The 25,967-nt window shown below is 66.6% G+C and carries 15 protein-coding genes and 2 pseudogenes; 5 read left to right on the forward strand and 12 right to left on the reverse strand.

The genetic code is table 11. From position 1 onward, the window contains the following. Nucleotides 1-111: 111 nt before the first annotated feature. The 3 genes from C1704_RS14090 to C1704_RS14100 all read left to right on the forward strand — a co-directional run bounded on the left by C1704_RS14090 (nucleotide 112) and on the right by C1704_RS14100 (nucleotide 3,956). On the forward strand, nucleotides 112-1,416 hold the full coding sequence (locus C1704_RS14090) for an undecaprenyl-phosphate glucose phosphotransferase (RefSeq protein ID WP_336469945.1): 1,305 nt from the start codon (nucleotides 112-114) through the stop codon (nucleotides 1,414-1,416). A gap of 73 nt (nucleotides 1,417-1,489) precedes the next feature. Then, the gene (locus tag C1704_RS14095; RefSeq protein WP_146076090.1) at nucleotides 1,490-2,737 is read left to right on the forward strand and encodes a porin family protein; all 1,248 of its coding nucleotides are present in this window, start codon (nucleotides 1,490-1,492) and stop codon (nucleotides 2,735-2,737) included. 160 nt (nucleotides 2,738-2,897) lie between these two features. Then, on the forward strand, nucleotides 2,898-3,956 hold the full coding sequence (locus C1704_RS14100; RefSeq protein ID WP_104303375.1) for a polysaccharide deacetylase family protein: 1,059 nt from the start codon (nucleotides 2,898-2,900) through the stop codon (nucleotides 3,954-3,956). On the opposite strand, the gene C1704_RS14105 is transcribed toward C1704_RS14100, so the two are convergent. The 11 genes and pseudogenes from C1704_RS14105 to C1704_RS18025 form a co-directional block, all read right to left on the reverse strand. Continuing rightward, nucleotides 3,953-5,236, reverse strand: coding sequence for a glycosyltransferase (locus C1704_RS14105; protein WP_104303376.1), 1,284 nt, complete (start codon nucleotides 5,234-5,236; stop codon nucleotides 3,953-3,955). The genes C1704_RS14100 and C1704_RS14105 overlap by 4 nt on opposite strands. 2 nt (nucleotides 5,237-5,238) lie before the next feature. Beyond that, on the reverse strand, nucleotides 5,239-6,222 hold the full coding sequence (locus C1704_RS14110) for a glycosyltransferase family 2 protein (RefSeq protein ID WP_104303377.1): 984 nt from the start codon (nucleotides 6,220-6,222) through the stop codon (nucleotides 5,239-5,241). Beyond that, the gene (locus C1704_RS14115; protein WP_104303378.1) at nucleotides 6,219-7,508 is read right to left on the reverse strand and encodes a glycosyltransferase; all 1,290 of its coding nucleotides are present in this window, start codon (nucleotides 7,506-7,508) and stop codon (nucleotides 6,219-6,221) included. The genes C1704_RS14110 and C1704_RS14115 overlap by 4 nt, the downstream gene beginning before the upstream one ends. Then, nucleotides 7,505-8,572, reverse strand: a complete 1,068-nt coding sequence (locus C1704_RS14120; RefSeq protein WP_104303379.1) for a glycosyltransferase family 61 protein — start codon at nucleotides 8,570-8,572, stop codon at nucleotides 7,505-7,507. Before C1704_RS14120 ends, C1704_RS14115 begins: the two co-directional genes overlap by 4 nt. 25 nt (nucleotides 8,573-8,597) lie before the next feature. Then, on the reverse strand, nucleotides 8,598-9,332 hold the full coding sequence (locus C1704_RS14125; RefSeq protein WP_104303380.1) for a 4'-phosphopantetheinyl transferase family protein: 735 nt from the start codon (nucleotides 9,330-9,332) through the stop codon (nucleotides 8,598-8,600). Next, nucleotides 9,319-10,428, reverse strand: coding sequence for a DegT/DnrJ/EryC1/StrS family aminotransferase (locus C1704_RS14130; RefSeq protein WP_104303381.1), 1,110 nt, complete (start codon nucleotides 10,426-10,428; stop codon nucleotides 9,319-9,321). Before C1704_RS14130 ends, C1704_RS14125 begins: the two co-directional genes overlap by 14 nt. A gap of 46 nt (nucleotides 10,429-10,474) precedes the next feature. Beyond that, a complete protein-coding gene (locus C1704_RS14135; RefSeq protein WP_104303382.1) occupies nucleotides 10,475-11,488 on the reverse strand; it encodes a glycosyltransferase family 2 protein in 1,014 nt (337 codons plus the stop codon). Nucleotides 11,489-11,514: 26 nt separating this feature from the next. Then, nucleotides 11,515-18,087, reverse strand: coding sequence for a type I polyketide synthase (locus tag C1704_RS14140; RefSeq protein WP_104303383.1), 6,573 nt, complete (start codon nucleotides 18,085-18,087; stop codon nucleotides 11,515-11,517). A 36-nt stretch (nucleotides 18,088-18,123) separates the two neighbouring features. Continuing rightward, entirely contained in the window at nucleotides 18,124-20,526 is a 2,403-nt protein-coding gene (locus C1704_RS18015; protein ID WP_473206051.1) for a MupA/Atu3671 family FMN-dependent luciferase-like monooxygenase, read from the reverse strand. Further along, nucleotides 20,521-21,954, reverse strand: a pseudogene (locus C1704_RS18020) (AMP-binding protein); the annotation flags it as partial. The pseudogene C1704_RS18020 and the gene C1704_RS18015, both read right to left, overlap by 6 nt. Then, a pseudogene (locus C1704_RS18025) lies at nucleotides 21,952-22,968 on the reverse strand (formyltransferase family protein); the annotation flags it as partial. The pseudogenes C1704_RS18025 and C1704_RS18020, both read right to left, overlap by 3 nt. A 12-nt stretch (nucleotides 22,969-22,980) precedes the next feature. Between C1704_RS18025 and C1704_RS14150 the strand changes: the two are divergent. Further along, nucleotides 22,981-24,033, forward strand: a complete 1,053-nt coding sequence (locus tag C1704_RS14150; protein WP_104303385.1) for a glycosyltransferase family 61 protein — start codon at nucleotides 22,981-22,983, stop codon at nucleotides 24,031-24,033. A gap of 216 nt (nucleotides 24,034-24,249) precedes the next feature. Here C1704_RS14150 and C1704_RS14155 read toward each other — a convergent pair whose 3' ends face one another. Beyond that, nucleotides 24,250-24,504: a hypothetical protein gene (locus C1704_RS14155; protein WP_170064707.1), complete on the reverse strand. Its 255-nt coding sequence runs from the start codon at nucleotides 24,502-24,504 to the stop codon at nucleotides 24,250-24,252. Nucleotides 24,505-24,623: 119 nt separating this feature from the next. Here C1704_RS14155 and C1704_RS14160 point away from each other — a divergent pair, with 119 nt between their 5' ends. Next, the gene (locus C1704_RS14160; RefSeq protein ID WP_419186808.1) at nucleotides 24,624-25,961 is read left to right on the forward strand and encodes a PKD domain-containing protein; all 1,338 of its coding nucleotides are present in this window, start codon (nucleotides 24,624-24,626) and stop codon (nucleotides 25,959-25,961) included. The last annotated feature ends 6 nt before the right edge of the window (nucleotides 25,962-25,967 follow it).

Raw genomic sequence — 25,967 nt, forward strand, 5'->3', positions numbered from 1 at the left:
GAAGTTCTGAGGCCCTGCATGTTCGAAGACCGCAGCAGCAACAAGCGAACGTTTTTCGGTGCCCCACAATCCATCACGTCGATGGTGGCTGCCGTCCTGGAGCCTACCCTCATGGTGGTCTCTCTGCTCGTGGCCTATGCATGGTTCGGGCAACCCGTCGGCCGCCCCGAGCTGGTGTTGTGCCTGCTCGTGTTCGCCCTCGCATTTCCCGGCCGCGACCGGTTCAGGGACAACCTGCTTGCCGCGGCCACCGACATCGCCCTGAGCTGGTTCACGCTCATGGCCATCTTTGCCCTGCTGGGCTACGCCACCAACAGCTTCCCGATGTTCGACACCCGCGCACTCCTGCTGTGGGTGCTGGGGACACCAGTGCTGCAATGGCTGGCCGTCTGGACGGGCGCAAGCCTGGTGAATCACCTCGCCAACCTGCCGCAGGCTCGACGCAGCGCCGTGGTGGTCGGTGCGGGGCCGGTCGGAGAGAAGGTGTCGCGCGCCCTGGCCACGCGCAAGGACCGCGGCATCGACTTCCTCGGCTACTTCGATGACCGTACCGACGACCGCCTGCATGAAGGTGCGGTCGCGCATCGCCTGGGCATGCTCAAGGATGTCGGGGCCTACGTGACGGATAACGGTGTGCGGGATGTCTACATCACCTTGCCACTGGGGTCGCAGCCCCGCATCGTCAAGCTGCTGGAACAACTGCAGGGCACCACGGCGAGCCTGTACTACGTGCCCGATGTCTTCGGCATCAGCATCATCCAGGGACGGCTGCAGGACATGGGGGGCGTGCCCGTCGTCGGCATCTGCGAAACCCCGTTCACCGGGACCAACGAGCTGGTCAAGCGCGTCAGCGACATCGTGATGGCCAGCCTGATCCTCTTGCTGATTTCACCGCTGATGCTGGCGATTGCCCTGGGCGTGAAGCTCAGCTCACCCGGACCGGTGATCTTCAGGCAGCGACGCAACGGTCTGGATGGCGAGGAGATCATCGTCTACAAGTTCCGGTCCATGCGCGCCCTCGACAATGGGCCTGTGGTCAAGCAAGCCACCAAGGACGACCCTCGCATCACGCCCTTTGGGGCCTTCCTGCGCAAAACCTCGCTCGACGAGTTGCCGCAGTTCATCAACGTCCTGCAGGGTCGCATGAGCATCGTCGGCCCCCGACCTCATGCCGTGGCCCACAACGAGGAGTACCGCCGCCTGATCAAGTCCTACATGGTGCGCCACAAGGTCCGCCCCGGCATCACCGGCTGGGCCCAGGTCAACGGCTACCGTGGTGAAACCGAAGTGATCGAAAAGATGCAGGCCCGCGTCGAATACGATCTGGAGTACCTGCGCAACTGGTCGCTGGGGCTTGACTTGCAGATCATTGCGCGCACCATCCGGCTGATCCTGTTCGATCGGCATGCCTACTGAGGCGACCCGGCCGGACCGGTGCGGCTGACCATTCCGGCGCCCCTACGCCGTGACACAAGACTCGGAGACCTCTGTGACCAACCACACTGACTCAAGCCTTCTCTCCAGCCGTGCCTGCGTGCGTGGGCTGGCGACCCTCACGCTGATCCTGTCTGCCCTGGGGGCTGCCCGGGCGCAGGAACGTCCCTGGACCGTGAGCGCAAGTCAGGCGGTTCGCTACGACTCGAACGTGTTCCGCGCTGAGCGCGGCACCCCAACGGACAGCGACGTGGCCTCCATCACCAGCCTGGACGGGCGACTGCGTGCCCAGCTCGGACGACAGCAGGCCTATCTGGGCGCAGGCGTCAGTGCCCATCGCTACCGCGACAATGACCAGCTCGACTTCACTGGCAACACCTTGGAAACCGGCGTGAACTGGGCGACTGTCGAACGACTGTCGGGCACGCTGCGCTATGCGCAGAACCGCGGCCTGGCGGTCTATGGCACAGCAGGCGCCCCTCAGATCAACGACCGCATCCTTGAACGCACCCAGCTGGGCGAAGCCACAGTGCGTTTCGGGATCACGTCGCGCTCTGCGCTGCTGGGCAGCGTGGCCCACCGGCGCGTTGACTATTCGGAAGCGGCCTACCAGGACCGGGAGTACCGGCAGAACGTGGCCTCCCTCGGCTACCAGTACGGCGTCGAGCGCGCGCTGACACTGGGCGTCGGTGCACGCCACACGCGCGACCACACCCCCCGGTATGACGAGCCGACGCCGGGCAGCTTCGTCGCCAACCGCGGCACCCGACGCGATGTCGATTTCACCCTGCTGTGGCAGCCCTCGGGGCTGAGCACCGTGTCTGCCCGCATCAGCGCGACGAGGCAGCGATACACCCAGGCCACGGAAGCAGACTTTTCCGGCGCGACCGGGTCGTTGCGCTGGGAGTACCGACCCACGGGGCGCTTGAGCCTGAGCACCCAGCTCGAACGCGACACGGGGGCAGAAGCCCGATTCGCGGATTTCTCCGGAACTGACCCCGAGCTCTCGGTGGAAAGCCGCCGCCTCGTCAACAGCGCCCAGCTGGAAGCGCGCTACGAACTCACGGGCAAGACCCGCCTGAATGCCCGGGTTCGCCATGCACGCACCAAGCTCAGTGATGGCACGGGTACGACCGGCCACGACAACACCAACATCTATGGCCTGGGCATCGAGTACAACCCCACACGCACCGTGCTGCTGGGTTGCGAGGCTGGGCAGGAGAACCGGTCCACCGCGTCGCCGCTGTCCTACGCTTACCGTGCCACCACCGCACAGTGCCTCGTCCGGCTGACGCTGGATTGAGGCGATGCGTGCACACGCCTCTCCTTCCAAGCACTGCCTCTTGCCTGCCAACCACGTGGTCTCGAAAGATGCTGCCCCTTCTCCCAAGCGACTCCCGGCATGGCTGGGAGCATGCCTGCTTGCTGCCGTCTGTGTCGGTGCGCAGGCCAGTTCGTCCGGCATGACCGCCGCTGCCAGGGTCTTCTTCTCGGGCCACAGTCTGACCGACCGCCCCCTGCCCGACCACTTCGAACGCATTGCCCAGAGCCTTGGCACCCCGGTTCTGTGGAACCGGCAGTACGTGGTGGGCTCCTCCATTCGCCGTCGGGTTCAGGGTGATGATCCCCTGGCCCAGGACTACCGGGGCTACCGCCAGGGCTACAACCGCGATACCGAGGGGCTGGACGTGGTGGCCGAGTTCCGGGCGCCGCAGACCACCGATGGCCGTCCTTATGACACTCTGGTGATCACCGAGCAGCATGGCCTGCTGGGCACACTGCTCTGGAACGACACCGTGCGCTACCTGCGCCACTACCACGACCGGTTCATCGACGGGAACCCCCAGGGCAAGACCTTCTTCTACGAGTCCTGGATCAGCCTGGATGACAAGAGCGACCCCCGGCGCTGGATTGCCTATGAGCGGGCAGCCTCCCCGATCTGGCATTGCATCGCAGAACGAGTGAACCTGTCGTTGGCAGCACAGGGGCGCCGTGACCGCATCACCCCGCTGCCGATGGGGCTGGCACTGGCCCAGCTGATCGAGGACAGCCTGGCTCCATCCGGGCCGTCCGCCCTGAAAGCCGCCACCACGCTGGAGACGGTCAGCCAGTTCATCGGCGATGAGGTACACCTGGGCCCGCTGGGCATGTACTACGCCGCCCTCGTGACCTATGCGGCCCGTTTTGGCCGCTCTCCGGTCGGCGCATGGGCCCCTGAAGGCGTTCGCCCCGACCAGGCCCAGGTTCTGCAGGACCATGCCTGGGCCTTCGTCAACGACTACTACAGCCACCTGCGTCCTCGCACGATGGCGCAGTGCCAGTCGCTGATCCGCGACGATTTCGCCTGGCGCTACTGGTCCTACATCCGCGATGCCTACTGGCGACGGGAGATGAATGTCGTGATGGCGTATGCCAAATGGGTACGCCACTACGCCGAGTGGCGCTACAAGCTTTCACGGCAGGACGAGAGAAACCCCTTCCACTACGACCCGCGGTCGGATTCGGGCTACTGGCTGCCCTAGCGGCCTTCAAGGGCGAGCGCGGACTCCGGGGGGCGCACGATGCCCTTCATCCACCGCGCCCGGCGCTCGAGCCAGATCGCCTGGGTGTTCGACAGGGCAAACTCCACGCCGGCACTCGCCATGCTGGACAACCTCGTCCGGTCAGACAGCAGCTGGCGAAACCCCTCGGCCAAGCCGCCCGGGTCCGGCCAGGGGGCCAGCAACACCGCACCACTGGCCTGCGCCAGGTCCGCGAAATAGCTGATGTCGAAGGCCACCACCGGAAGCCCCCGCGCCATGGCATCAAAGGCGGCTCGGGGGGTGTCTTCCACGAGCGGGGCGGCCACGCACACGTGCTTGGTCCGGAGTTGCTCGAACAGGGGATCGCCATAAGGTACGGGCGGGAGGAACCGCACGGCCTCCTGCAGCCCGCTGGCGGCAACCTGCTGGCGCAGCGATGCCTCGCACTCGCCCTCACCGATGAGCGTCAGCCGCACGTCCAGGCCCTGCGCACGCGCCAGGCGGACGGCCTCGATGGCCCGATCGAGCCCCTTGTAAGCGACGAAGCGGCCGAAGAATACGGCTTCCAGGGGTTGGTCCGGTTCCCGCAGCATCACGTTACGCTCGGCAAGCTCGGCCGGGCTCAGCACATCATCTGCGCCGTGGGCAGTGTCATAGAAGTTCCGGACATGGGCACGCCTGAGGCCAAAGTCGCGCACCATCGACGCACTCTTGAGCAGCACCAGCTGAAACATCCGCGGTGCCAGCCACACCTGCAGGTACACCAGGGGGTCGTAGATCAGCCGGTTGACGAGGTATTGCCGGAAGTTCCACAGGCCCACCTGGCGATAGCGACGAGCGTGCTCCCGGAAGTCGATGTCGACCAGGAACATGACCGGCCGACCTGAGAGCCAGGCCGCGAAGTTGACCATCGCCATCAGGGGCCGCCAGACATCGTCGGCCACACCGGAATGCACGATGCCCGCGGTGCGCACGGCGTCGCGGATGCGCCGCCACAGGCCGGATGCCTCACGGAGCCAGAACCTTCGCGCCGACGTATCGGTGCGATGTGCCGGCACGAAGACCACCCCATCCCTGGCGAAATCCACCACGCCCAGGTGATCGCGGCGCGCCGCGTACTCTGCTTCCGTGAGTGCTGGCGCGATCAGCACCACCTTCTCGAAGTCCTCGCCCACGCTGTGCCGCAACTCACGCAGATGCTGCGCAAAGGCGCTTTCGGTCGCAAAGCAGGTGTCGGAGAGGGGATAGGCAGGAGCCTGTACGGCGATGACGTAGTCCATGCTCACTTGTACTCGATGAGCCGCGCCCGGCGGCCCAGCATCTGATCGCGCCAGAACTGGAGGTGCCCCACCAGCTCGGGGAAGCGTCCCAGCGTGTGGAAGGTCGCCTGGAGGCGGCGGTCACGCGGCGGCCCGGGCAAACGAAGGTACAGGCGCAGGACCTGCAGCGGATAGACCCCCAACACCAGCAAGGCCCAGATCGACATCCAGGGCCACAGTGCCGCAGCCATGGCTGGAGGGCCAAGCGCCCAGACCCAGGTGCGCCAGGTTTCCCGGACGCAGTGTCGTTCCGGCGGCCCTCCGTGCAGATGCCGTCCCGCGGCATAGGCATAGCCGCTGCGCACGATGCGCAGCCACCATTGCCGGAAGCGCGTCATGGCCGCGTCATGCAGGGTCATCTCTGCCGGCAAGGCATGCAGTTCCCAGCCCTGCGACCGGATCCGGACCGAGAGTTCGGGCTCCTCCCCTGCGATCAAGTCGTCCCGGTAGCCCCCCACCTGCTCCAGCGCCTCGCGACGGAGCATCACATCTCCCCCGAAGGACTTGAGCAAGCCAGGGGGCTTGGCCCATTCCAGGTGACACAGCTGGTTGTAGACAGACCGCTCCGGATGGCGCTCCCGGCGCTGGCCGCACACGGCGGCCGCCTTGGGATGCGCGGCCAGGAACTCCTGCGCCTGCTCCAGCCAACCCGTCACCACCTCGCAATCTCCATCGACAAACTGCACCCAGCGAATCTCCGGAGCCAGCTCCAGCAGCCGGCGCCATCCCGCATTGCGGGCACGCGCCGCTGTGAAGGGGATGCTCAGATCCAGTTCGATGCACTCGACACCGAGCTTGCGCGCCATCGACACAGAATGATCGGTGGAGCCGGAGTCGACATACACCACCTGGTCGGCAAGGTGGCGCACCGACTCGAGGCAACGCCTGAGCCGCTCGCCCTCGTTGCGACCAATCGCCACGACACCGACATGCGCCAGCCGGGTCATGGGTGCTCCGTCATGGCAGGCCCCCAGGACTGCTTGATCGCCTCAGGCAGGCGGCTTGCACCCACCATGTGCCGCACGCGGGCCGCAAATGTGTCTTCGAAGGCATGTGCCAGGGCGAAATCGCGCGCGCGACGAGCGGCCAGGGCGATCTCGTCCCGGCTCCCATGCAGCCGGGCCACTGTCTGGGCAAGATGCCCCGCATCGCCGGTAGGACTCAGCCAGCCGCTGCCCGCATGCTGGACGATGCCCTTGAACGCCTCGTTGTCGTACCCGACGATGGGCACGCCACAGGACATGACTTCGGGATAGGTGCTCGACGGGTCGCCCTGGGGGTGGGGGCATATGAACAAGTCCGCCCCTTGCTTGAGCAAGGGCACCCATTCGCGCCTGAAATCAACCACCCCTTTCAACCTCACCTCCTCAGACACTCCCCTGTGGGCGATCTCCCGCGCCAGGTTCTGTTCCAGGGCCCCTCGCCCGTAAATGTCCAGGGTGAAGGACACTCCGTGCCGCTTGAGCTCCTGCGCGAACCGCGGCAGATCCATCACACCCTTCATGCCGATCAGGCGCCCGCCAAACACCAGACGCAGCGGACGGCCTTCCCGCAGCGCCGCCAGCTTGCGCTCCAGATGGGCCTCATCGATCACATCCCCACGCGGCACACGATTGTCGAAGAAGATCATCACATTCGGATGAAGATGACGATAGGCCTCGTAGGTGGGCGCCCCACTGCATTGCAAGCCAGCGGCCAATGCGAGGACCCGACGACGCTTGGCTTCAGCCTGTGTCACCCACAGCTTGCGACGCCAGCGGATCAGAGGATTGCTCACCTCGGCGTCCAGGATCTGCTTTTCCGTTCGCAAGGTGTACTCACTGGTGAACACGGTGGGGATCCCCATGCGATGGCACAGTTGCGCCATCTCCAGCTCAAACGGAGACAGAAACCCCGAGACCAGAGCCGCTGCGCGAATGCGCCGGGCCAGATCCTCCAGGCGCGCAGGCCTCACCTCGAAGGCCGGGGCCGGCATGTCGGGCAGGATTTCGACATGGTCCATGTCCGACCCCAGGGTGTCGGTGATCTGGACAAGCGTCGTCACCGGCCCGGGCCAGGAACGCGCGTAGGAAGCCACCCCATCGAGGAATTTCTGCGTGACCACCAGGCCGCCACGCGGTCCGCGGAAGGCCTTCAGGCTGGGCAGAAGGATGAGTTCGCTGGATTGCGGATCGGCGTTGCGGGGCTGTGTCCCGAACGAAGCCACCTGGGCTGGATCGACAAAATGCCTCATAGCAACTGCTCCAGCAACCGATGGATGTCATCGAGTGCCACCGTAAACCCTCCCGGCGCAGGATCAGCCACGGCCAGCGCAAAGCGCATGCCCACGCGGTCGGTGTACTCCTTGTACGCCAGCGCGAAACGGTCCGGCGGCTGGATGACGAGAAAGCTCGCCTGATCCGCTGCGGAGAAGATGGCGTGTGACAGATGACTGCCTTCGACGGCGACCACCACGCGGGCATCCAGTGAGCGTTCGGCGATCTCCCGGGCTGACAGATGCTCCGGGTCCAGGATGTCAAAGCCCAAGGCCTGCAGCGATCGCTCCAACTCGGCCTCGTTGACCAGCACCCGAGGTTCCCCCCCGATGCCTCGGCGCAGATAGACACCTAGTGAAGGAACCCGCTGCGGGTCTTGCGCCAAGGCGGCGCGCAACCGCGCCCGCAGCTGTTCGTACCTTGCTTGCTTGAACGAGTTCTGCGCAAAGTCGGTGTAACACACGAGGCGCCGTATGCGGGCGTGATGAACCTCACGAGGTCGGGGCAGCCCCAACAGGGCGCGATAGCCCGCCTCGTGCACGTAGGATTTGGAAACCATCGCAATGCATCGGTCCTCCGGTCGGGGAATGAGCCCCAGCGGCATGTCATCCAGCATCAGCGTGCCGAAGAAGTGACTGCCTGACTGGCTCGTCATCAGATGCACTTGGTCAAGTTCCTCCCGCGGACCCAGATCCTGCCCAAACCCAAACCATCTCTCCTCGCCAAAACCTGGCTGCAGCTTCGCTGCCCCCCGATAGAGGAAGGCTCCCGCCAGATCGACATTGCTGATCTCGCGTGCCACCGAAGCGGCGTGATCGATCACACCACCAGCCAGCAGGACACGCTCGGTGTCCCAGTTTCGCCAGGGGGACAGGGCCCGCACCTTCTCGATGGCACCTGGCAGATGAATCGCGGGAGGAATCCGTGCGCGCTCCGACGGGCACAACACCCATTCACGGGATGCGAAGGTATGAAACTCGGGAGCACGTCGCACGGCGAGCCGTCGCGTGACGCGCTTGGCCAGGGAAAGATTCAGCTGCATAGGCGTCGAGCGGTGGGCATCTGAATCATGCGCGTCCCAGTCGTCTTGCGACAGCCCCCACCCAGGGTGTCTCCGTGTCCGCCGGCCCACCCACCGCCAGGCTGCGCAGGGCCAGACGCTCACGATACCGGGGAGTGTCGATAACCACCTCGGCCACCGTGTCCTGCAGGCCAGCCTCGAACCCCAAGGGGCTCAAGCTCAGGCCGGTGCCCAGCGCCTTGAGGCACGCCTCCTTGCGGGTCCATCCTTGCAGAAAGGCACGATCGCGCTGCGCACCGCTCAGCTCACTGAGCACCCGACGCTCGTTCACGCCAAACACCGATGCGGCGAGCGCTGGCGCATCCTCCACGGCGCGAATCACCTCCAGGTCGACACCGACCTCCTCTTCCTCGGACAGAGCGACCAGCGCCAGATCTTCGCTGTGGCTGAGATTGAAATGGACACGGGCAGCACCCGACGAGCCCTTTGCCAGGCGAGGCTTGCCGTGCTCGCCGACCTCGAAAGCCAGTTGTTCAGGAGGACAGCCGACAAAGACCGCCAGGCGCTCGCGCAGGGCCACGTGGGCGGCCAGATAGCGTTGCCTGTCCTTGTCGAAGCGGAAAGAGGCTGATCGTCGGTGCTCCTCGTCCGATAAACAGGACGCCTGGCTCCGCACTCGCCGATGATCCAGGCGTATCAACCACAGCGCCACACCCTCGTACCACACCGGCGTGAGATCTCCTGCCCTCAGCATCAGAGGCGCTGACTCAGTGTGGTCCATGCCGTAACAGATCGATGATGCGGGCTTGGTCCGATTCGCCAAGATCGGGATACAAGGGCAGGCAGAGGACCTCGTCCGCCGCCTGCCGAGCCACGGTCAGAGGCTCCGACGCCGCCGATGCGCGGCCGCGGTAGGCCTCCAAATCACTGACCAGAGGACAGAAGTAGCGCCTGGCATGGATGCCCTGCGACCGCAGGCGAGCCTGCAGCGCGTCCCGGCTCTCACCATATGCAGGAAGGACACGCACGGGAAAGTAGGCGTAGTTGGGCACTTCATGCGGCGTGGGACCCATCGGCACCAGCCCGGGCACCCCATCCAGCCCCTCACGATAACGCGCGTCAACTCGCGCACGCAACGCAATCGCGGCATCCACGCGGTCGAGTTGGGCCAGTCCCAACGCTGCACAAAACTCGTTCATCTTGCCGTTCAGACCAATCCCCTCGACAGATGTTTCGTCCACGATGCCGAAATTTTTCAAACGATCGACCTTCTGCTTGGTCTGTGCGTCACGAGAGACGATCGCCCCGCCTTCAAAAGTGTTGAACACCTTTGTGGCGTGGAAGCTCAACACCGACACGTCCCCCCAGGACACCAGACTGCGCCCTCGAAGCAGTGCCCCGAACGCATGGGCTGCGTCGTAGATCAGCTTCAATCCATGAGCTTGCGCCAGGCCGTCCAGTGCCTCGACATCGCAAGCGTGTCCGTAGCAGTGCACCGGGAGGATCGCGCAGGTGTGCGGCGTGATGGCCCGCTCGACCGCGGCCGGATCGATGTTGAAGGTGATGGGATCGATATCGGCAAAGACGGGTGTCAGGCCGGCCCATTCGATGGCATGAGCGGTAGCCACGAAGGTGAAGGGCGTGGTGATCACTTCACCGCGAAGGTCCAAAGCCCGCAGCGCCAGCATCAATCCGACCGTGGCATTTGTGCACAAGCTCAGGTACGCCACACCCAGGCGGCGGGCCAGGGCCGATTCAAGTCGCTCGTGAAAGGCCCCGCCATTTGTCAACACGCGACTAGACCAGATCTCCTCGAGGCTCGGTAGCACAGCCTCGAGGGGAGGTAGTTCCGGCCGCGTCACGTAGATGTTGTTCATGATATTTCGTGACGAGTCCTGCCAATCAAAGCACCACGCAGACTCCCTAGCGCCGGGGTTTCACCAAGTCGCCCCCCAAGTCCGCATCGGGTGTCCAGCGAGGGTGACACAAGACGGAGTGGGAGATGAAATCGCCCAGCATCCGTGGAGGATCGGTGTCCTCCTTGCGCTGCAGCCGCCGACGCACGCGCCACATCGAAAAGCCGATCATCCAGGCGATGTCGGCCATGGCCGCATACAGGCGACCGTGGTGCTTGACGAAATAGCGTCGACGCGATTCAAACCAATAGGCGGGCCGGCGCGGAACCACCGCCTGGCGTCCTGTCACACCGGTGCTCTGCCCCGCAATGTGCATCACGCGCGCAGCCGGCTCATACCACACCTCCCAGCCCGCCTCACGTGCGCGCCTGCAGAAGTCGGTTTCCTCGAAATAGAGGAAGTAGCCTTCGTCCATCAAGCCGATCTGCTCGAAGACTTCACGACGAACCATCATGCTGGCGCCAGACACCCAGTCTGCCGTCTGGGCCCGCGCCCCCATGCGCCGGGCCACCAGCCGGGCATGCAACCATCGCGTCACCAGGCCCAGCCGGACACCGTTCTCAAACTCACTGGCGATGGAGGGAAAGCGAAACGCATAGGGCCACGGCGCCCCGTCATCGCTGTCGATACCGCTGCCGACGATCCCGGCCTGCGGATGACGCTGAAAGCACTCGACCAGACGTCGCAAGGCCCCGCGCTGCACCAACGTATCCGGGTTGAGCAACCAGACCAGGTCGGGAGGGTGCGGTCCCTGCAGGGCCTCGCGCACCGCGAGGTTGTTGCCGTAGGAGAATCCTCCGTTGCGCGGCGCTTCGCGCACTTCGGCCCAACTGCCCCAACCGTGCGCGTCGATCGATGCCCGGATGTGCGCAGCCGATCCGTCGCCGGAGGCGTTGTCCACCACCACCACACGAAACCCAACATCGCCTTGCGGTACTTCCTCTGCGAGAGAGCCCAGGCAGTTCACCACCAGCGACGCCGTCCGGTAGTTGACGATGGCGACCAGTGTTCGTGCGCCCATGGCCAGAGAGCCTGGCTCGGCCGGGTTCACACCGCCTCCGCCTCGGTCGCGGCCTCGGCCACCGGGCGGGCCGGTGCCGAGTGCGGGGCGGACGCGCCCAGCATCCGCTGCACAGCGTCGTGCCGCTGCACCGCGGCATCAATGCTTGTCTGCATGGCCTGCGCCAGCACGCTCACGTGCGGCTCCTGCAACATGCTCGAGTGTCCACCGGGCACATCGTAGGCGGAAATTTGTCCTGCCACACGCGGCCCCCACCCAAGCAACGGATCGCTGTAGATGTCCACATAGGCCTCATCCGACGCCGATCCGTCCCCTTTCATCGCTCGGAACAGCACCACATCGCCGCCCCGGAACAGCCCCTGGGGTTGATGCTCCTTGTGCGCCACTTCGTACATTTTCAGGAAGTCGAGCCCATGATCCTCCTCTCCCGCGTGGAGGACCGGTTCGTCGGCACTCTGGGCCTGGTCCCGCATAGCCCTGACTTTGCGGGCATTCTGGAACTGTTCCAGCCGGGACTGCACCTCGTACAGCGCGAAGTTCTTGGTCTTGGCCAGCATCTTGGGCACCGCCTTGCCGATGCGCTGCAGGGTCGACCCGGCAGTCGGATCGTTGAGGGTGCCCAGGAAACGATTCAGGCGGTTCTGGGCCAGCCGGAAGGGCCGTTCTTCGGCATGCACGTCCGCTGCATCCATGATGCCGACGAAGATGACCTGCTGTCCCGCATCCTCGAGCTGGCGTGCCATCTCAAAGGCGATCACGCCACCCGCACACAGCCCGGTCAGCAGGTAAGGGCCCTCGGGTTGCACGTGGCGCAGGGCCTCGATATGTGCCGCGGCCATGTCGACGATGCGGGTGTGCACATAGCTGCCGTCACTGCCCATTTCGGGCTGCAGTCCGTAGATCGGGTGTCCCGCATCCAGCTTGAGGGCCAGCGTGCGGTACAGCAGGGTCTCGCCCTTGCCATCGTGGACGAAGAAGATCGCTCGCTTGTCGCCGCCCGGGCGGATGCGCACCACCGTCCTGGGCATGGCAGCGGCTGCCTGCACCGGGTGACCACCACCGGCAACGGGCACCGCAGTTGCCCTCTCCTCACCCTCGGCCGGCGGCGGCTCGATCAAGGCGGCCAGGGTCTCGACCGTGGGAGCCTCGAGCAAGGCCGTCAGCGGCAGGACCTTGCCCGTCTTGCGCTTGAGCTTGTTGATGACCTGCACGGCCAGCAGCGAATGGCCGCCCAGGTCGAAGAAGTTGTCGCTTGCGCTCACGCGCGCCACGCCCAGCATCTCGCCCCACATCTGCGCAATCAACTGTTCGGTCTCGGTGCGTGGGGCTTTCCAGCCGGCCCTGACCTCCCCGCCCTCGGTCACCTGCGTCGCGGTCGCAGGCAAGGCCGGCGCACGCAGCTTCTCCAGCGTGGCGTGCAGGTCCTGCGGCGAGACGGCCACCTGGGCCAGGCGGCCGTCGGCCAGCACACGCTCGAGCACCTCGGCCCCCTCGGCGCTGCGCAGGCCTTCGGACAGGCCCATCTCCAGCACCTTGTTGGCAGTGGCGCGCGGGCGGTGGGCGCTGGCCTGCGCGCCGCTCTCTGCGCCGCCCGAGACACCATCGAGCAGCGCCTTGTCACGCACGCGCATCATCGTGAACTCCTGGATGTCCACGAGAACGCGGCCGCTTTCATCCATCACGGTGACGTCATAGCTGGCCAGCTGGACATCTTCCCCGTCCTGCGGCCGGTAGCGGATATGACTGAACACCTTGGCCGACAACGGGGCGAACACCCGGATGTAGCCATAGGAGGCCGGCACGAAGAAGTCCCGCGCCTCGTCGAAGCCCGGGATGAGCGACTGGGCCCCCGCGGTGGCCAGGTCCATCACGGCCGGGTGCAGTTCGAACTGAAGCAGGTCGCCCCTGAAGGCCGCCGGCAGCTCCAGTGTTGCCAGGGCCTCGCCCTGGCCGAAGTCGATGCGCCGCAGGTTGCTCCAGCGCGGTCCGAACAGCAGGTGGACCGGCTGCTCATCCCCTTGGAACACCTGGGCGCGGGCGGTGCAGCGTGCGGCGATGGCGGCCGGCGTCTGCACCGCAGGCGGCTTGGCATCGACATAGCCCACCTCGCCGCGCACATGGTCGTTCCAGCCTGCGTCGCCGCCGCCGGCCGCAGGGCTCTGCAACGCGAAGTCGTGCTGACCCCCAGGCAGCGCGCGCAGCCGCACCCGCAACTCGCGCTCTTCGCCCTCTCGCACCACGAACGGCGACAGGAAGGTCACGTCACGCAACTCCAGTGTGCGCGCCTCGCGGTGCTGGGCCGCTGCGGCCCGCACGATCTCCAGGTAGCCCGTGCCGGGGATGAGCGCCTGGCCACCGCGGATGCGGTGCTCGTCGAGCAACCAGTGGCGCTCCACGGCAAAGCGGGTGCTGTACACGCGCTCGTCGTCGGCATCCAGCAGGCAGCGGTCGAGCAGCGGATGGTCCACCGGGACGCCCTCCCCCTGCACCGCGTCGGACGACCCGATGCCGAGCTGGCGCGCGAGTTCGGCAGCCATGCCGACTTCCTGCCACTGGCTCCAGTTAATGGCCACGGTGTAGCGGCCGTCGCGGGCCATGCGCTCCTGCGCAAAGGCATCGAGGAAGGCGTTGGCCGCCGCATAGTCGAACTGCCCGGCCAGGCCGGCGAAGGAGCTGATCGAGGAGAACAGCACCAGGAAGTCCAGCGGCGTGTCGCCCAGTGCCGCGTCGAGCGCAAGCGTGCCCTGGACCTTGGGCGCCAGCACCGCGGCGGCCGTCCTCGGCTCCTTGAGTTGGATGACCCCATCGTCGAGCACGCCGGCCGTGTGCAGCACGCCGTGCAGCGCCCCGAAGCGCGCCACCGCCTGCTTGACGACCTGGCGCATCTGCGCGAGGTCCGTGACATCGGCCTGGGCCACCATCACCTCGGCACCCCGGGATTCCAGCGCCATCACCTGGCGGATGCGTCGGCTGGTGGCGTCGCGCGACCCCTTCTCGCGCACCCAGTCGGCCCATCCTTCGCGCGGCGGCAATCCGGAGCGGCCCACGAGCACCAGACGGGCCTTCACCGACAGCGCCAGGTGTTCGGCCAGCGCCAGGCCTACGCCGCCCAGGCCGCCCGTGATCAGGTAGACGCCCCGTTCGCGCAGGCCGGTCTGGCTGGGCGTCGGGCGCTCCAGCCGCACTGGGGCGACATCCTGCAGCCAGCGTTCGCCCAGGCGCAGCGCCACCACCTCATCGGACGGCGCAGCGGCCAGTTCAGCGGCCACATCGGCTGCCAGGCGCACAGCCTGTCGCGAGCCACGGGCAGGCACCTGCACGTCCACCGCGCAGCAACGGATGTTGCGAAACTCCTGTGAGATCACGCGGCACACCGCCGCAGCCGTGGCCTTGGCCGGCACCAGGCCGGACTCGGCGCCCACGCGCTGCAGCCGGTCGGTGACCACCGCAAGCCGCATCGGATCGCTCAAGTCTTCCCGGCCGATGGCCTGCGCAAGCTGCAGCAGGCTGTAGAAGCCCAGGCGCTGCAGTTCCTCCACCGTCTTGAGGCTGCTGTCGAGCCGGCGATCGCCGGTAACCGACCACAGATGGAAGATGCGGCTGGGCAGCGCGCCGCTGGCACGCAAGGCGGCAAAGAGGCGGTCGTAATCGCCCGCTGCGTCGGGCGTGATCGTGAAGCTGCCGTCGCCCCGCTGGGCATAGGCCTTGCCCGGGCGCACGCGCGTGACGACCTGGCCGGCTTCGCGAAGCTGGCGGGCGAGTTCCTCGCCCAGGCCGGCCTCGTCCTCGAACACCAGCACCGGCCCCTCCAGGGGCACGGGCGTGGGCCGCGCCGCACGTTGCCAGACCGGCTCATAGAACCAGTTAGTCATGTCGGCATGGCGGGCCAGACGCTCCTCCAGCGTGGGGGCAGCCTGGAGCGACAGGCCGGGGTCGATCCAGTGGCGCTGGTGATCGAAGCGATAGGTGGGCAACGGCAGGCGCAGGCGACGCTCGCCCTGGCGGAAGCGCGCCCAGTCGATGGGTGCCCCGGCGGCCCACAACCGCCCCAGGATGCCCAGCACATAGGCCTGGTCATCGACTTTCTCGTCGGGATGGCGCAGCGAGTTCAGCACCACCTGCTGCGGCTTGCGCGCGCTGTGCTGGCGGGCCAGCGACGACAGCGTGCGACCGGGGCCCACCTCCAGCAGGATGCGGCTCTCGTCCTTCAGCAGCTCCTGCAGGCCGTCGGCAAAGCGCACGGTGTGGCGCAGGTGACGCACCCAGTACTGCGGATCGGTGGCCTCGGCCGGCGTGATCCAGGTGCCCGAGAGATTGGAGACGAAGGGCAGCGTGGGCGGCTTCATCGCCACGCGGCGGAAGAAGGCGCCGAACTCCTCGAGGATGGGCTCGAGCATGGACGAGTGCGCGGCGACGTTGATGCGCACGCGGGCGGCTTCGATCTCGTCGGCCTGCAGGGCCTGCTGCAGGGCCTCGATGGCCTGCACCGGACCGGCCACCACGGTGAGTGAAGGGCCGTTGACCGCAGCGATCGACAGCTCGGGGCCGATGCGCGCCAGCACCTCGGCCTCGGGCAGCGGCACGCTGAGCATGCCGCCTTCGGGCAGGGTCTCGAACAGGCGGCCGCGCAGCTCGACCAGCGTCAGCGCATCCTCGAGGCTGAACACACCCGCCAGGTGCGCCGCCGTGTATTCGCCCATGCTGTGGCCGATCATGGCCGCAGGCGTGAGGCCCCAGGACATCCAGAGCCTGGCCAGCGCGTACTGCGTGGTCAGCAACAGCGGCAGGGCCAGCGAGGGCTGCTCCAGGCGGCGCGCCGCGTCCTCCTCCTGGCCGGCTGGCGGGAAGAGCAGGCCCTTGTAATCGGTTCCACCCCGCTTGGCCAGCAGCACCAGGCATTCATCGACCGCCTGGCGGTAGACCGGCTCGCTGCGGTAGAGGTCGGCCCCCATGCCGGGGTACTGCGCGCCGCCGCCGGCGAACATGAACGCCAGGCTGTGGCTGCCCGTGGACCCGGGCAGGCTGATCACGCGCTGCGGGTCCATCGCCTCCAGCGCCTGCGCGGCATCGGTCGCATCGCGCGCCACGACGATGCGGCGCAGCTTCATCGGCTCGCGCCCCACCTGCAGGGTATAGGCCACATCGGCGAGGTTGATCTGCGGGTGCTCGCGCAGATGCGCGGCCAGGGCCGCGGTGTTCGCGTCGAGCGAAGCCTGCGACTTGGCCGAGAGCATCAGCAATTGATGCTCGCGCGACGGGCCAGATGGTTTGCGTGGCGGGGCCTCCTCCAGGATGAGGTGGGCATTGGTGCCCCCCACGCCCAGCGAGCTCACCCCGGCGCGTCGCGGTACACCTGGCGGCGGCGTCCAGTCCTTGAGGGTGGCATTCACGTAGAAAGGGCTGCGCTCGAATTCGCAGGCCGGGTTGGGCTGGGCGAAATGCAGCGAGGGCGGCAGCTGCCGATGCTGCATCGCCAGGGCCACCTTGAGGAAGCTGGCCACGCCCGCGGCGGTGTCGGTGTGGCCGATGTTGGTCTTGACCGAGCCGATGCCGCAGTAGCCGGTCTTGTCGGTGCCTTCACGGTAGGCCTGGGTCAGGGCCGCGATCTCGATGGGGTCACCCACCGGCGTGCCGGTGCCATGGGCTTCCACATAGGTGATGGTGTCGGGCGCCACATTGGCGATCGCCAGCGCCTCGGCGATGGCCTGGGCCTGCCCGTCCACGCTGGGGGCCATGTAGCCCACCTTCATCGAGCCGTCGTTGTTGACGGCCGAGCCCTTGATCACCGCATGGATGTGGTCGCCATCGGCGATGGCATCGGCCAGGCGGCGCAGCACCACCACACCCACCCCGCTGCCGAAGACCGTCCCTTTGGAGTCGGCATCGAAGGCATGACAGTGGCCGTCCGGTGAGAGGATCTCGCCTTCTTGGTAGAGATAGCCCTGGCGGTGCGGAAGCTCGATGGTCACGCCGCCGGCCAGTGCCATGTCGCATTCGCCGTTGAGCAGGCTCTGCACCCCCAGGTGGATGGCCACCAGCGAGGTCGAGCAGGCCGTCTGCACGTTGACGCTCGGGCCCTTGAGGTTGAGCAGGTAGGACACCCGGGTCGTCAGGAAGTCCTTGTCGTTGCCGGTGTGACGGATCAGGAAGAACCCCACCGACGAGACGAGTTGCGGGTTCGTCAGCAGGTTGTAGGGCATGTAGGCGTTGTGGCCCGAACCACCGAACACGCCGATCGATCCCTCGAACCCCGCCGGCGTGTGGCCGGCGTTCTCGAGCGCCTCCCAGGAGCACTCCAGGAAGTGCCGGTGCTGCGGGTCCATGATGGCCGCTTCGCGCGGGCTGAAGCCGAAGAAGGCGGCGTCGAACATCTCCATGTCGGGCAGCACGGCGCCCACCGGTACGTAGTTCGGGTCGCGCAGCTGGGCCGGCTTGACACCAGCGGCCAGCAACTCCTCCTCGGTGAAACGGGTCAGCGACTCCACGCCGTCGCGCAGGTTGCGCCAGTAGTCGTCGAGGTTGCGCGCGCCGGCAAAGCGGCCCGCCATGCCCACCACGGCGATGTCGGTGTCAAAGCCGGCGGAAGACGTGTCGTTCATGCGTTCAGTCCAAGGAGAAGCAGTCGATTCAGGGGCTCAGGCGCCCTGGTCGGTGGTGGCGGCCGTGCGCAGGCCCTGGCGGCGCTGCAGGGCCGCTCGACGGCCCTGGGCACGATCACGGCCTTGCTGGGCGGCCGCCCCGTCGGCGCCGTCCTGGCCCAGATAGGCGCTCAGGCTTTCGATCGTGGGGAAGCGGAAGATGTCGGTGATCGACAGATCGCGCCCGAGGGCCTCGCGCAGGCGGCGATGGGCCTGCACGGCCAGCAGGGAGTGCCCGCCCAGGTCGAAGAAGTTGTCACGCGTGCCCACCTGCGGCAGCTTCAGCACGTCCTTCCAGATCGCAGCAATGGATTCCTCGAGATCGCTGGTGGGCGCCACGAAGCTGGCCGCCGGCGCCGGCGCGGGGCCGCTGTCGGGTGCAGGCAGGGCCTTGCGGTCGATCTTGCCGTTGGGGGTTTGCGGCAAGGCCGGCAGCGAAACGAAGTGCGACGGCACCATGTACTCGGGCAGGCCGGCGCGCAGATGGTCGCGCAGCTCGGCCACGGCCGGCGTCTGGCCGGAATGCGGCACATGGTAGGCGACCAGGCGCACGTCGCCCGGGCTGTCCTCGCGCGCCACCACCACCGCCTCGCGCACCGCCGGGTGGCTCAGCAGACGGGCCTCGATCTCGCCCAGTTCGATGCGGTAGCCCCGCACCTTGACCTGGTGATCCAGGCGCCCCAGGAATTCCACCGTGCCGTCGGGTCGCTGGCGGGCCAGGTCGCCGGTTCGGTAGACCCGCCCCCCGGCCGCCCCGCGGAAGGGATGGGGCAGGAAGCGCTCGGCCGTGAGTTCGGGCCGATGCAGGTAACCGCGCACCACGCCCTTGCCGCCAATGACCAGTTCGCCTGGCACGCCCACGGGCACGGGCTGCTGACGGCGGTCGAGGATGTAGATCTCCTGATTCACCAGCGGCCGGCCCAGCGGCACGATGCCGTCGATGGCGTCCACCGGCTGCACGGCCGACCAGATGGTGGTCTCGGTGGGGCCGTACATGTTCATCAACACGCCGGGAATCAACGCCTTGAGGTCCCGCGCCAGCGAGGGCGGCAGAGCCTCGCCGCCCACCATCATGCGGCGCAGCTTCTTCAGGCCTGCCACGGCCTTGTCGTCGTGGGTGAGCATGCGCGCCATCGAGGGCGTGCACTGCAGGTGGGTGACGGCATGGCGCTGCATCTGCGCGGCCAGCGAATAGTCACCCGAGGCCACGCGGCGCGGCGCGGACAACTTGCGCAGCTGGTTGAGATATTCCAGATGCGACAGCACCGATTCGGAATCGACACCGAAGTCGATCAGGCAGGCGATTTCGTCCACACCGATGCCCTTGATGCGATCGACCATCGCCAGGCAACCCTGCGGCGTGCCGAAGAGGCCGCTGGTCTCGTAGTAGCGCTGGAAGGAGTGCTCCAGCAGTGCTGTCATCTCGTCATGGCTGAGGCTTTGCAGGTCGATGTTGGCGCTGGTGTCGTCCATGCCCTCGCGGCGCTTGAAGGCCGGGAAGGACCAGGCGTATTGCTTGACGAGGTTGAGCGAGCTGCGCAGGTACTCGATCAGCGGCTGACGCACCTTCTCGCGCACGGCCGCTTCATCGGGGCCCACGAAGGTGTGCAGCATCAGCGTGACATGGCCCTCGCCCGGGTGACCGGCATCCTTCCAGGCCTGGCGGTAGGCGGCGAGCTTGTCGGACAGCTCTTCCACCGACTGCCCCAGCAGGTGGGTCAGTACATTGGCGCCCAGCCGGCCGGCGGCGATGAAGGTCTCGGGGTTGCCCGCCGAGGTCACCCAGAACGGCAGTTCGGCCTGCACCGGGCGCGGCAGCGTGCGCACCTCGACCGGCTGGCCCGTGGTGCCGGGAAAGCTCACCGATTCGCCGCGCCAGAGCTTGCGCACCGTCTCGATGCCCTCGAGCATCACCTGCTTGTTGTTGGCAAAGTTCTCGGGCTTGAGCACGAAGTCGTTGGGTTGCCAGCCCGACGCGAAGGAGATGCCCACACGCCCCTTGGACAGGTTGTCCACCACGGACCATTCCTCGGCGATGCGCGCGGGGTGGTGCAGCGGCAGCACCACGCTGCCCGAGCGGATCTTCACCCGCTGGGTGATGGTCGCAATGGCCGCACTGGTCACCGCCGGGTTGGGATACAGACCGCCGAAGGCATGGAAGTGGCGCTCGGGCGTCCACACCGCCGCAAAGCCATGCTGGTCGGCGTACTTCGCGCCTTCCAGCAGCAGGCGGTACTTGTCGCCCACCCCTTCGGATTCATCGCTCGAGAAGTAGAACAGGCTGAAGTCCACCGCACGAGCGGCATGCGGGCCCCGGGCCGGCGAGGCGGCGCTGCGGTCTTCATCGGAGGAAATCACCACCTTGAAGCCGCGCGTGAGCGTCCAGCACAACTCCAGCACCGAGATGTCGAAACTCAGGCTGGTCACCGCCAGCCAGGTGCCGGGTTCATCCGTGCCCAGGTGGCGGTCCATGCCGGCGAAGAAGTTCACCACGTTGCGGTGCTCGACCATGACGCCCTTGGGGCGGCCGGTGGATCCCGAGGTGTAGATCACATAGGCCAGATGGTGCGGCTGGGCGCCGCCGTCGAAGGGCTCGGCCGACTCCGCTGCAGTCGAAGGCCAGTCGCTGTCCAGGCAGACCAGGCTCGCGCGATGCGGTGGCAGTTCGTCGCGCAGGCGCTCCTGGGTCAGCAGCACGGGCGCCTTGGCGTCCTCGATCATGTAGGCGATGCGATCGGGCGGGTAGGTCGGGTCCAGCGGCACATAGGCGCCGCCGGCCTTGTGGATGGCCAGCAGGCCAACCATCAGCTCCACCGACCGCTCGACGCACAACCCCACCAGCACATCCGGACCCACGCCCAGTTGGGCTAGGCGGCGCGCCAGTTGATTGGAACGGCGGTCGAGTTCGGCGTAGGTGAGCGACTGATCTTCACAGACCAACGCCACCGCCTCTGGCGTGCGGGCAGCCTGCTCGGTGATCAGGTGATGGATGCAGGCGTCGTCTCGCACCGGGCACGCCGTGTCGTTCCATTCGCGCAGCACGCGATCGCACAGGGGCTCGCCGAGCAGCGGTAGCTCACCCACCGTGCACTGAGGATGCGCCTGCGCATGGGCCAGCAGGGTTGCCAGCTGCTCGTGCAGCTCGCCCACCTGCTGATGCGTCAGCTTGCTGGCATCGAAGATCCAGCGAACCTGCCGGCCGTCCTCGGCGATCGCCAGCGTGCACTCGCTGCCCGGCAGGGCTCGGGCCTCGCCCAAGTGCGCGACCACCTCGATGGCCATCGGGAAGACACCGGGGTCGCCCGCAGTGGCCGCATGAGCACGCAGCTCGACGGAACGCCCCACCAGATCGGCCGGATAGGCGCCGCGACGACGAAGCTCGGCCACCTCGGCCAACAACGCGTCTCGCCATTGGGAGAAGGGTTGGGCAAAGTCCACCACGGCGCGCAAGGGCACCTGGGGGGCGAACCAGGCACTTGTCTCGGGCGATCGCTGCCCCACTTGTGCATCGGCATATCCCAGGTCGAAGCTGTCACGATCGGCCAGGCGTGCCAGGTGAGCCACGGCCGCGGCGAGCACCGTCTGCACATCGGCCGCCAGCAGCTCGCCGTCGCGGTGCACGTAGGCCGGCGCCGCCGGGGTCGCGCTGCGGTCGACGTAGGGCAGTTCGACCGGATCGCGGATTTCGAGGCGGCCGCGCCAGAAGCCCTCGTGGGCACTGGCGGATGCGTCGAGCTCGCCCAGCCGCTGCGCCAATGCACCTGAGGGGGATTCGAGCCGGGCTCCCGCCACCAAGCCCAGCCGCAGCGACACATCCTTGCCCGGCATCGACCGACCCAAGGCATCGCTCAGGCGGCGCAACTGAAGGTCGAACGTGGCCGTGGCCACCACCAGGCCGTCAGTTTCCGCACCGAGCACGGTGCCCGGCGGTTGGCTGGACCGCGTGTCTAGGACGCGAGCCTCGCCCACGCACACCAGATGGCCCGCATGCACGAACTTGGCCGATCCCATGGGGTTGGCGTAGCTGCCAAAGTCCAGAGCCCGCACCAGGGTGGCGATGCGCTCAGCATCCTGATCAAAGATCAAGGCACTGGCGGCCGCCGGACGGTCCTTGCGGCGGAAGTAGCGCTGCGGCGGCGTGGTTTGCGCAATGGTCGGCAGCACCCCTGTAGCGAGATGAGGCAGCAGTTCCTCGAAGCCGGCAATTCCGGCCTCGAAGCACTTCGTGTTGAGGCTCAGCGCGGTCTCGTTGTCGTCGAGGAGGAACCGACGCTGGACAAGGATGGCACCTTGATCCACCTTTTGCGTCATCAGGTGCCAGGTGATGCCGTACTCTCGCTCACCATTCAGCAGCGCCCACACCGGCGTGTTCAGTCCGGCGTACTCGGGCAACGGACCATCATGGAAGTTGATGGCGGCGATGCGGGCCAGTGCAAGCACTTCGGAAGGCAAGACCGACAGGTTGGTGACACTCAGGACGTAATCAAGCGGTTGCAGGTCCGTTGCAGTACACAGGAGGTTCGCATCGTCCACTACATGTACGCCACGGTGCATCGCCCAGCGCCGGATCGCCGGGCGCGTACTGACCACGGCCATAACCGCATGTCCGGCCTGCTTCAGAGTTTCAGCACATTGGACAAGCAACGACTCGTCGCCGATCAGGACACAACGTTTGGTGTTCGACATGAAGACTTTCCGGGTGGGCGGGTAGACCCCAAGGGGATGAACCACGCGGAGATTCTCCGCGACGCACGTAGGTGGAACACCCCCCCAGATAGGGGCGCAGGAATCCCGCCGTGGCGCTGAACGGGCCGCGAGAATGCCGTCACTCTTCGACGACATCGCCCCACTGGCATGCCCCTCCTCTACCCGGCCTATCCGGCGATCGCCCGACTCAGACGAAAACTTGGCTTCGACAAAAGTCTCGAACACGCCGCCACCCGGACGTGGGTCTTGCAGCCCGCGGAGACGAGGGTCGAGCGTCCAGCCCTCTATGACACCCGCGAGCTCGATAGGGTGACAGCCTGTCAGGACGACACCAGCATGAGCGCTGAGCTCGAGCGGCTACGCGGGGGCCCCAGGCATCACGGGGCCACGGTCGCCCACCTGATCCCGGATGTCTATCTCCTGGAGGGTCACCTGTTCCGGCGTGATGCGCTTCGAGAACTGTCAAGAACCCCCCTTCCTTGGATCTCGGGGCCGATCCGGGAGGAACGCGGGGAGGCCAGTCTTGCCGCCTCCCGCTATGGCGTCCGTTACTTCGGGCACTGGATGACAGACGACTTGCCGACACTCAAGCTGGCGACGGATCACGCCCCTCCGATTTCCCCGAGGGTTGCATTGACGCGGCACCAGACCGAGTACCTGACGCTTACCGGTCTGGAGTACGAGATGCTGCCGAATGCCTATCTCAAGCAGCTCATCGTGTTCGATGACATCGCGCAGAATCGGCTGAAGGCGCTCCGTTACGCGGCGCTCAGAGAGCGATTCCAGGCGATAACCTCAACGCTCACGGAAGAACCGACGCCTGGCGTCGTGCTGCTACGCCGAAACACGGGGCATCAGCGTGTTCTCACGAACGAAGACCAGGTCGCTGCAGCCTTGAGGGCGAGAGGCTTCCGGTCGCTGTGTCCTGAAGAGCATTCAGTCAGCGAGATTCTCGCGGCGTGCCGCGGTGCGCGCGTCGCGGTGGGCGTGGAGGGCAGTCATCTCGCCCATGCAATCTATACCTTGGCGCCCGGAGGATCGCTGGTGGTGCTTCAGCCACCGCAACGTTTCAACAACGTCTTCAAGGACATCTGCGATGCGGCTGAGTTGTCCTACGCAATGACTGTGGGACACCCCGACGGCGACGGTTTCAGGGTCAACATCGATGCACTTCTGAGATTGGTCGACCGGATGAGGTAAGGCGCTGCACGCCCAGCGCGAAGCCTGTTACGGTTGGTTTCGCAATTGAGCAGCGCCCTTCAAGGTTGCCCCCCCGTTTGGGGGATACCATCGACGGAAAGTTCTTCAGAGTCCGGATTGCCCTACGGGGGCACAAGACTCTGCAGCGGCTATCGGTGACTGGAGTCCTCCTCTTGAATTTCCAAGCCCATCGTCTTGCACGTCGTTGCGGGATCGTCATTTACGGCGCAGTTCTTGCGGCCTGCGGTGGATCCAACCCTGCGATCCAAGATTCAGAGGTTCACCCGAACAATCCACCGGCTCCTGCACCGGCCCCGGCCCCGGCACCTGCACCCGCACCTGCACCCGCTCCTGCACCTGCACCCGCACCCGCACCTGCACCTGCACCTGCACCTGCACCTGCACCTGCACCTGCACCTGCACCTGCACCTGCACCTGCACCCGCACCCGCTCCCGCACCCGCACCCGCACCCGCTCCGGACTCCGTCACCACCCGTGCAAGCCTGCAAGCGACCCGCACCAGCGGTACCGCCCCCCTACCCGCACCCGCACCCGCACCCGCTCCGGACTCCGTCACCACCCGTGCAAGCCTGCAAGCGACCCGCACCAGCGGTACCGCCCCCCTGGCCGTGCTGTTCGACGCCACAGGCACCACCTCCAGCCTGTCCGGCACCGACACCTTCCGCCAGATCTCCTACTCCTTCGACTTCGGCGACAACCGCGGTGAGTCGTGGGCCTTCTCCGGGCAACCCAAAAACATCCAGGTCGGCGGACCCTTGGCCGCCCATGTCTTTGATCTGCCCGGCACCTACACCGTGCGCGTCACCACCACCGACGCCGCGGGCACTCGCTCCCAGGCCAGCGTCACCATCACGGTGCACAACCCCGACTCGGTCTACGCCGGCACCCAGACCCTGTGTGTCTCACCTTCGGCCAACTACACCGGTTGCCCGGCCGGCGCCGCACAGAGCACGTCCCTGCCCAGCAGCTACAGCGGCCGTCGCGTCCTGCTGCGCCGCGGCGAGTCCTTCGGCTCGATCAACATGGGACACGCCACCTCCAACGCCATCGTCGCAACCTATGGCTCGGGTGCCAAGCCACGCGTGACCTCGGTGCGCATCGGCGAAGGTCGCCCCAGCAGCGCCATCTTCCCCGACGACGTCACCGTCATGGATCTGAACGTCTCCAACGGCATCGTCCAGGGCAGTTCGGCCTCTCGCCTGCTGCTGTACCGCAACGACCTGGCTGACAGCGGCTCCACCGACAACCAGATCACCGTCGGCAGCGCCCTGGAGTACTGGGCCGGCAGCGACCCCTATCGCACCGTGGCCACCAACCAGTTCTTCAACCCGCGTGAGATCTTCGTCGTCGAGAACCGTGTGATCGGCAGTTCCACCAACCTGCCCCACATGAACTTCCAGGGCTCCGTCTCCCGCCTGGCCCTGCTGGGCAACGAAATGGGAACGGCCAACCAGCACACGGCCCGGCTGTACCGCCTGCACAAGAGCGTGATCGCCCACAATGCCCTGCGCGGTCGGTCGTCCGATGGCATCCGCCACGCCCTCAAGCTGCACTCCGGTGGCCTGTCCGCCTACGCCGACAACTACGCCTCCTCCGGCAGCAGCTGGGCCACCCGCTATGTCGTCATCGCCAACAACATCTTTGGCGACGCTGCCGACAACAACCAGTGGACCGTGGCCGTCACTCCCCAGAACGGGCAATCCGTCGAGGGCATCGAAGACGTCATCGTCGAGAACAACCGCTATGTGCGTGGCTCGCGTACCGTCACCGACCTGAACATCACCGGACGGCGGATCGCCTATCGCGGCAACATCAGCGCCACCAGCTCTTCGGCAGCTTCGGTCAGCACCGGCGCCCACGGCGGCGCACTCCCCGCCGACTGGCAAGGACCTTACTACTCACAGTAAGACGCG

The sequence above is a fragment of the Caldimonas caldifontis genome (genome assembly GCF_002930615.1).
GTDB classification, from domain to species: domain Bacteria; phylum Pseudomonadota; class Gammaproteobacteria; order Burkholderiales; family Burkholderiaceae_C; genus Caldimonas; species Caldimonas caldifontis.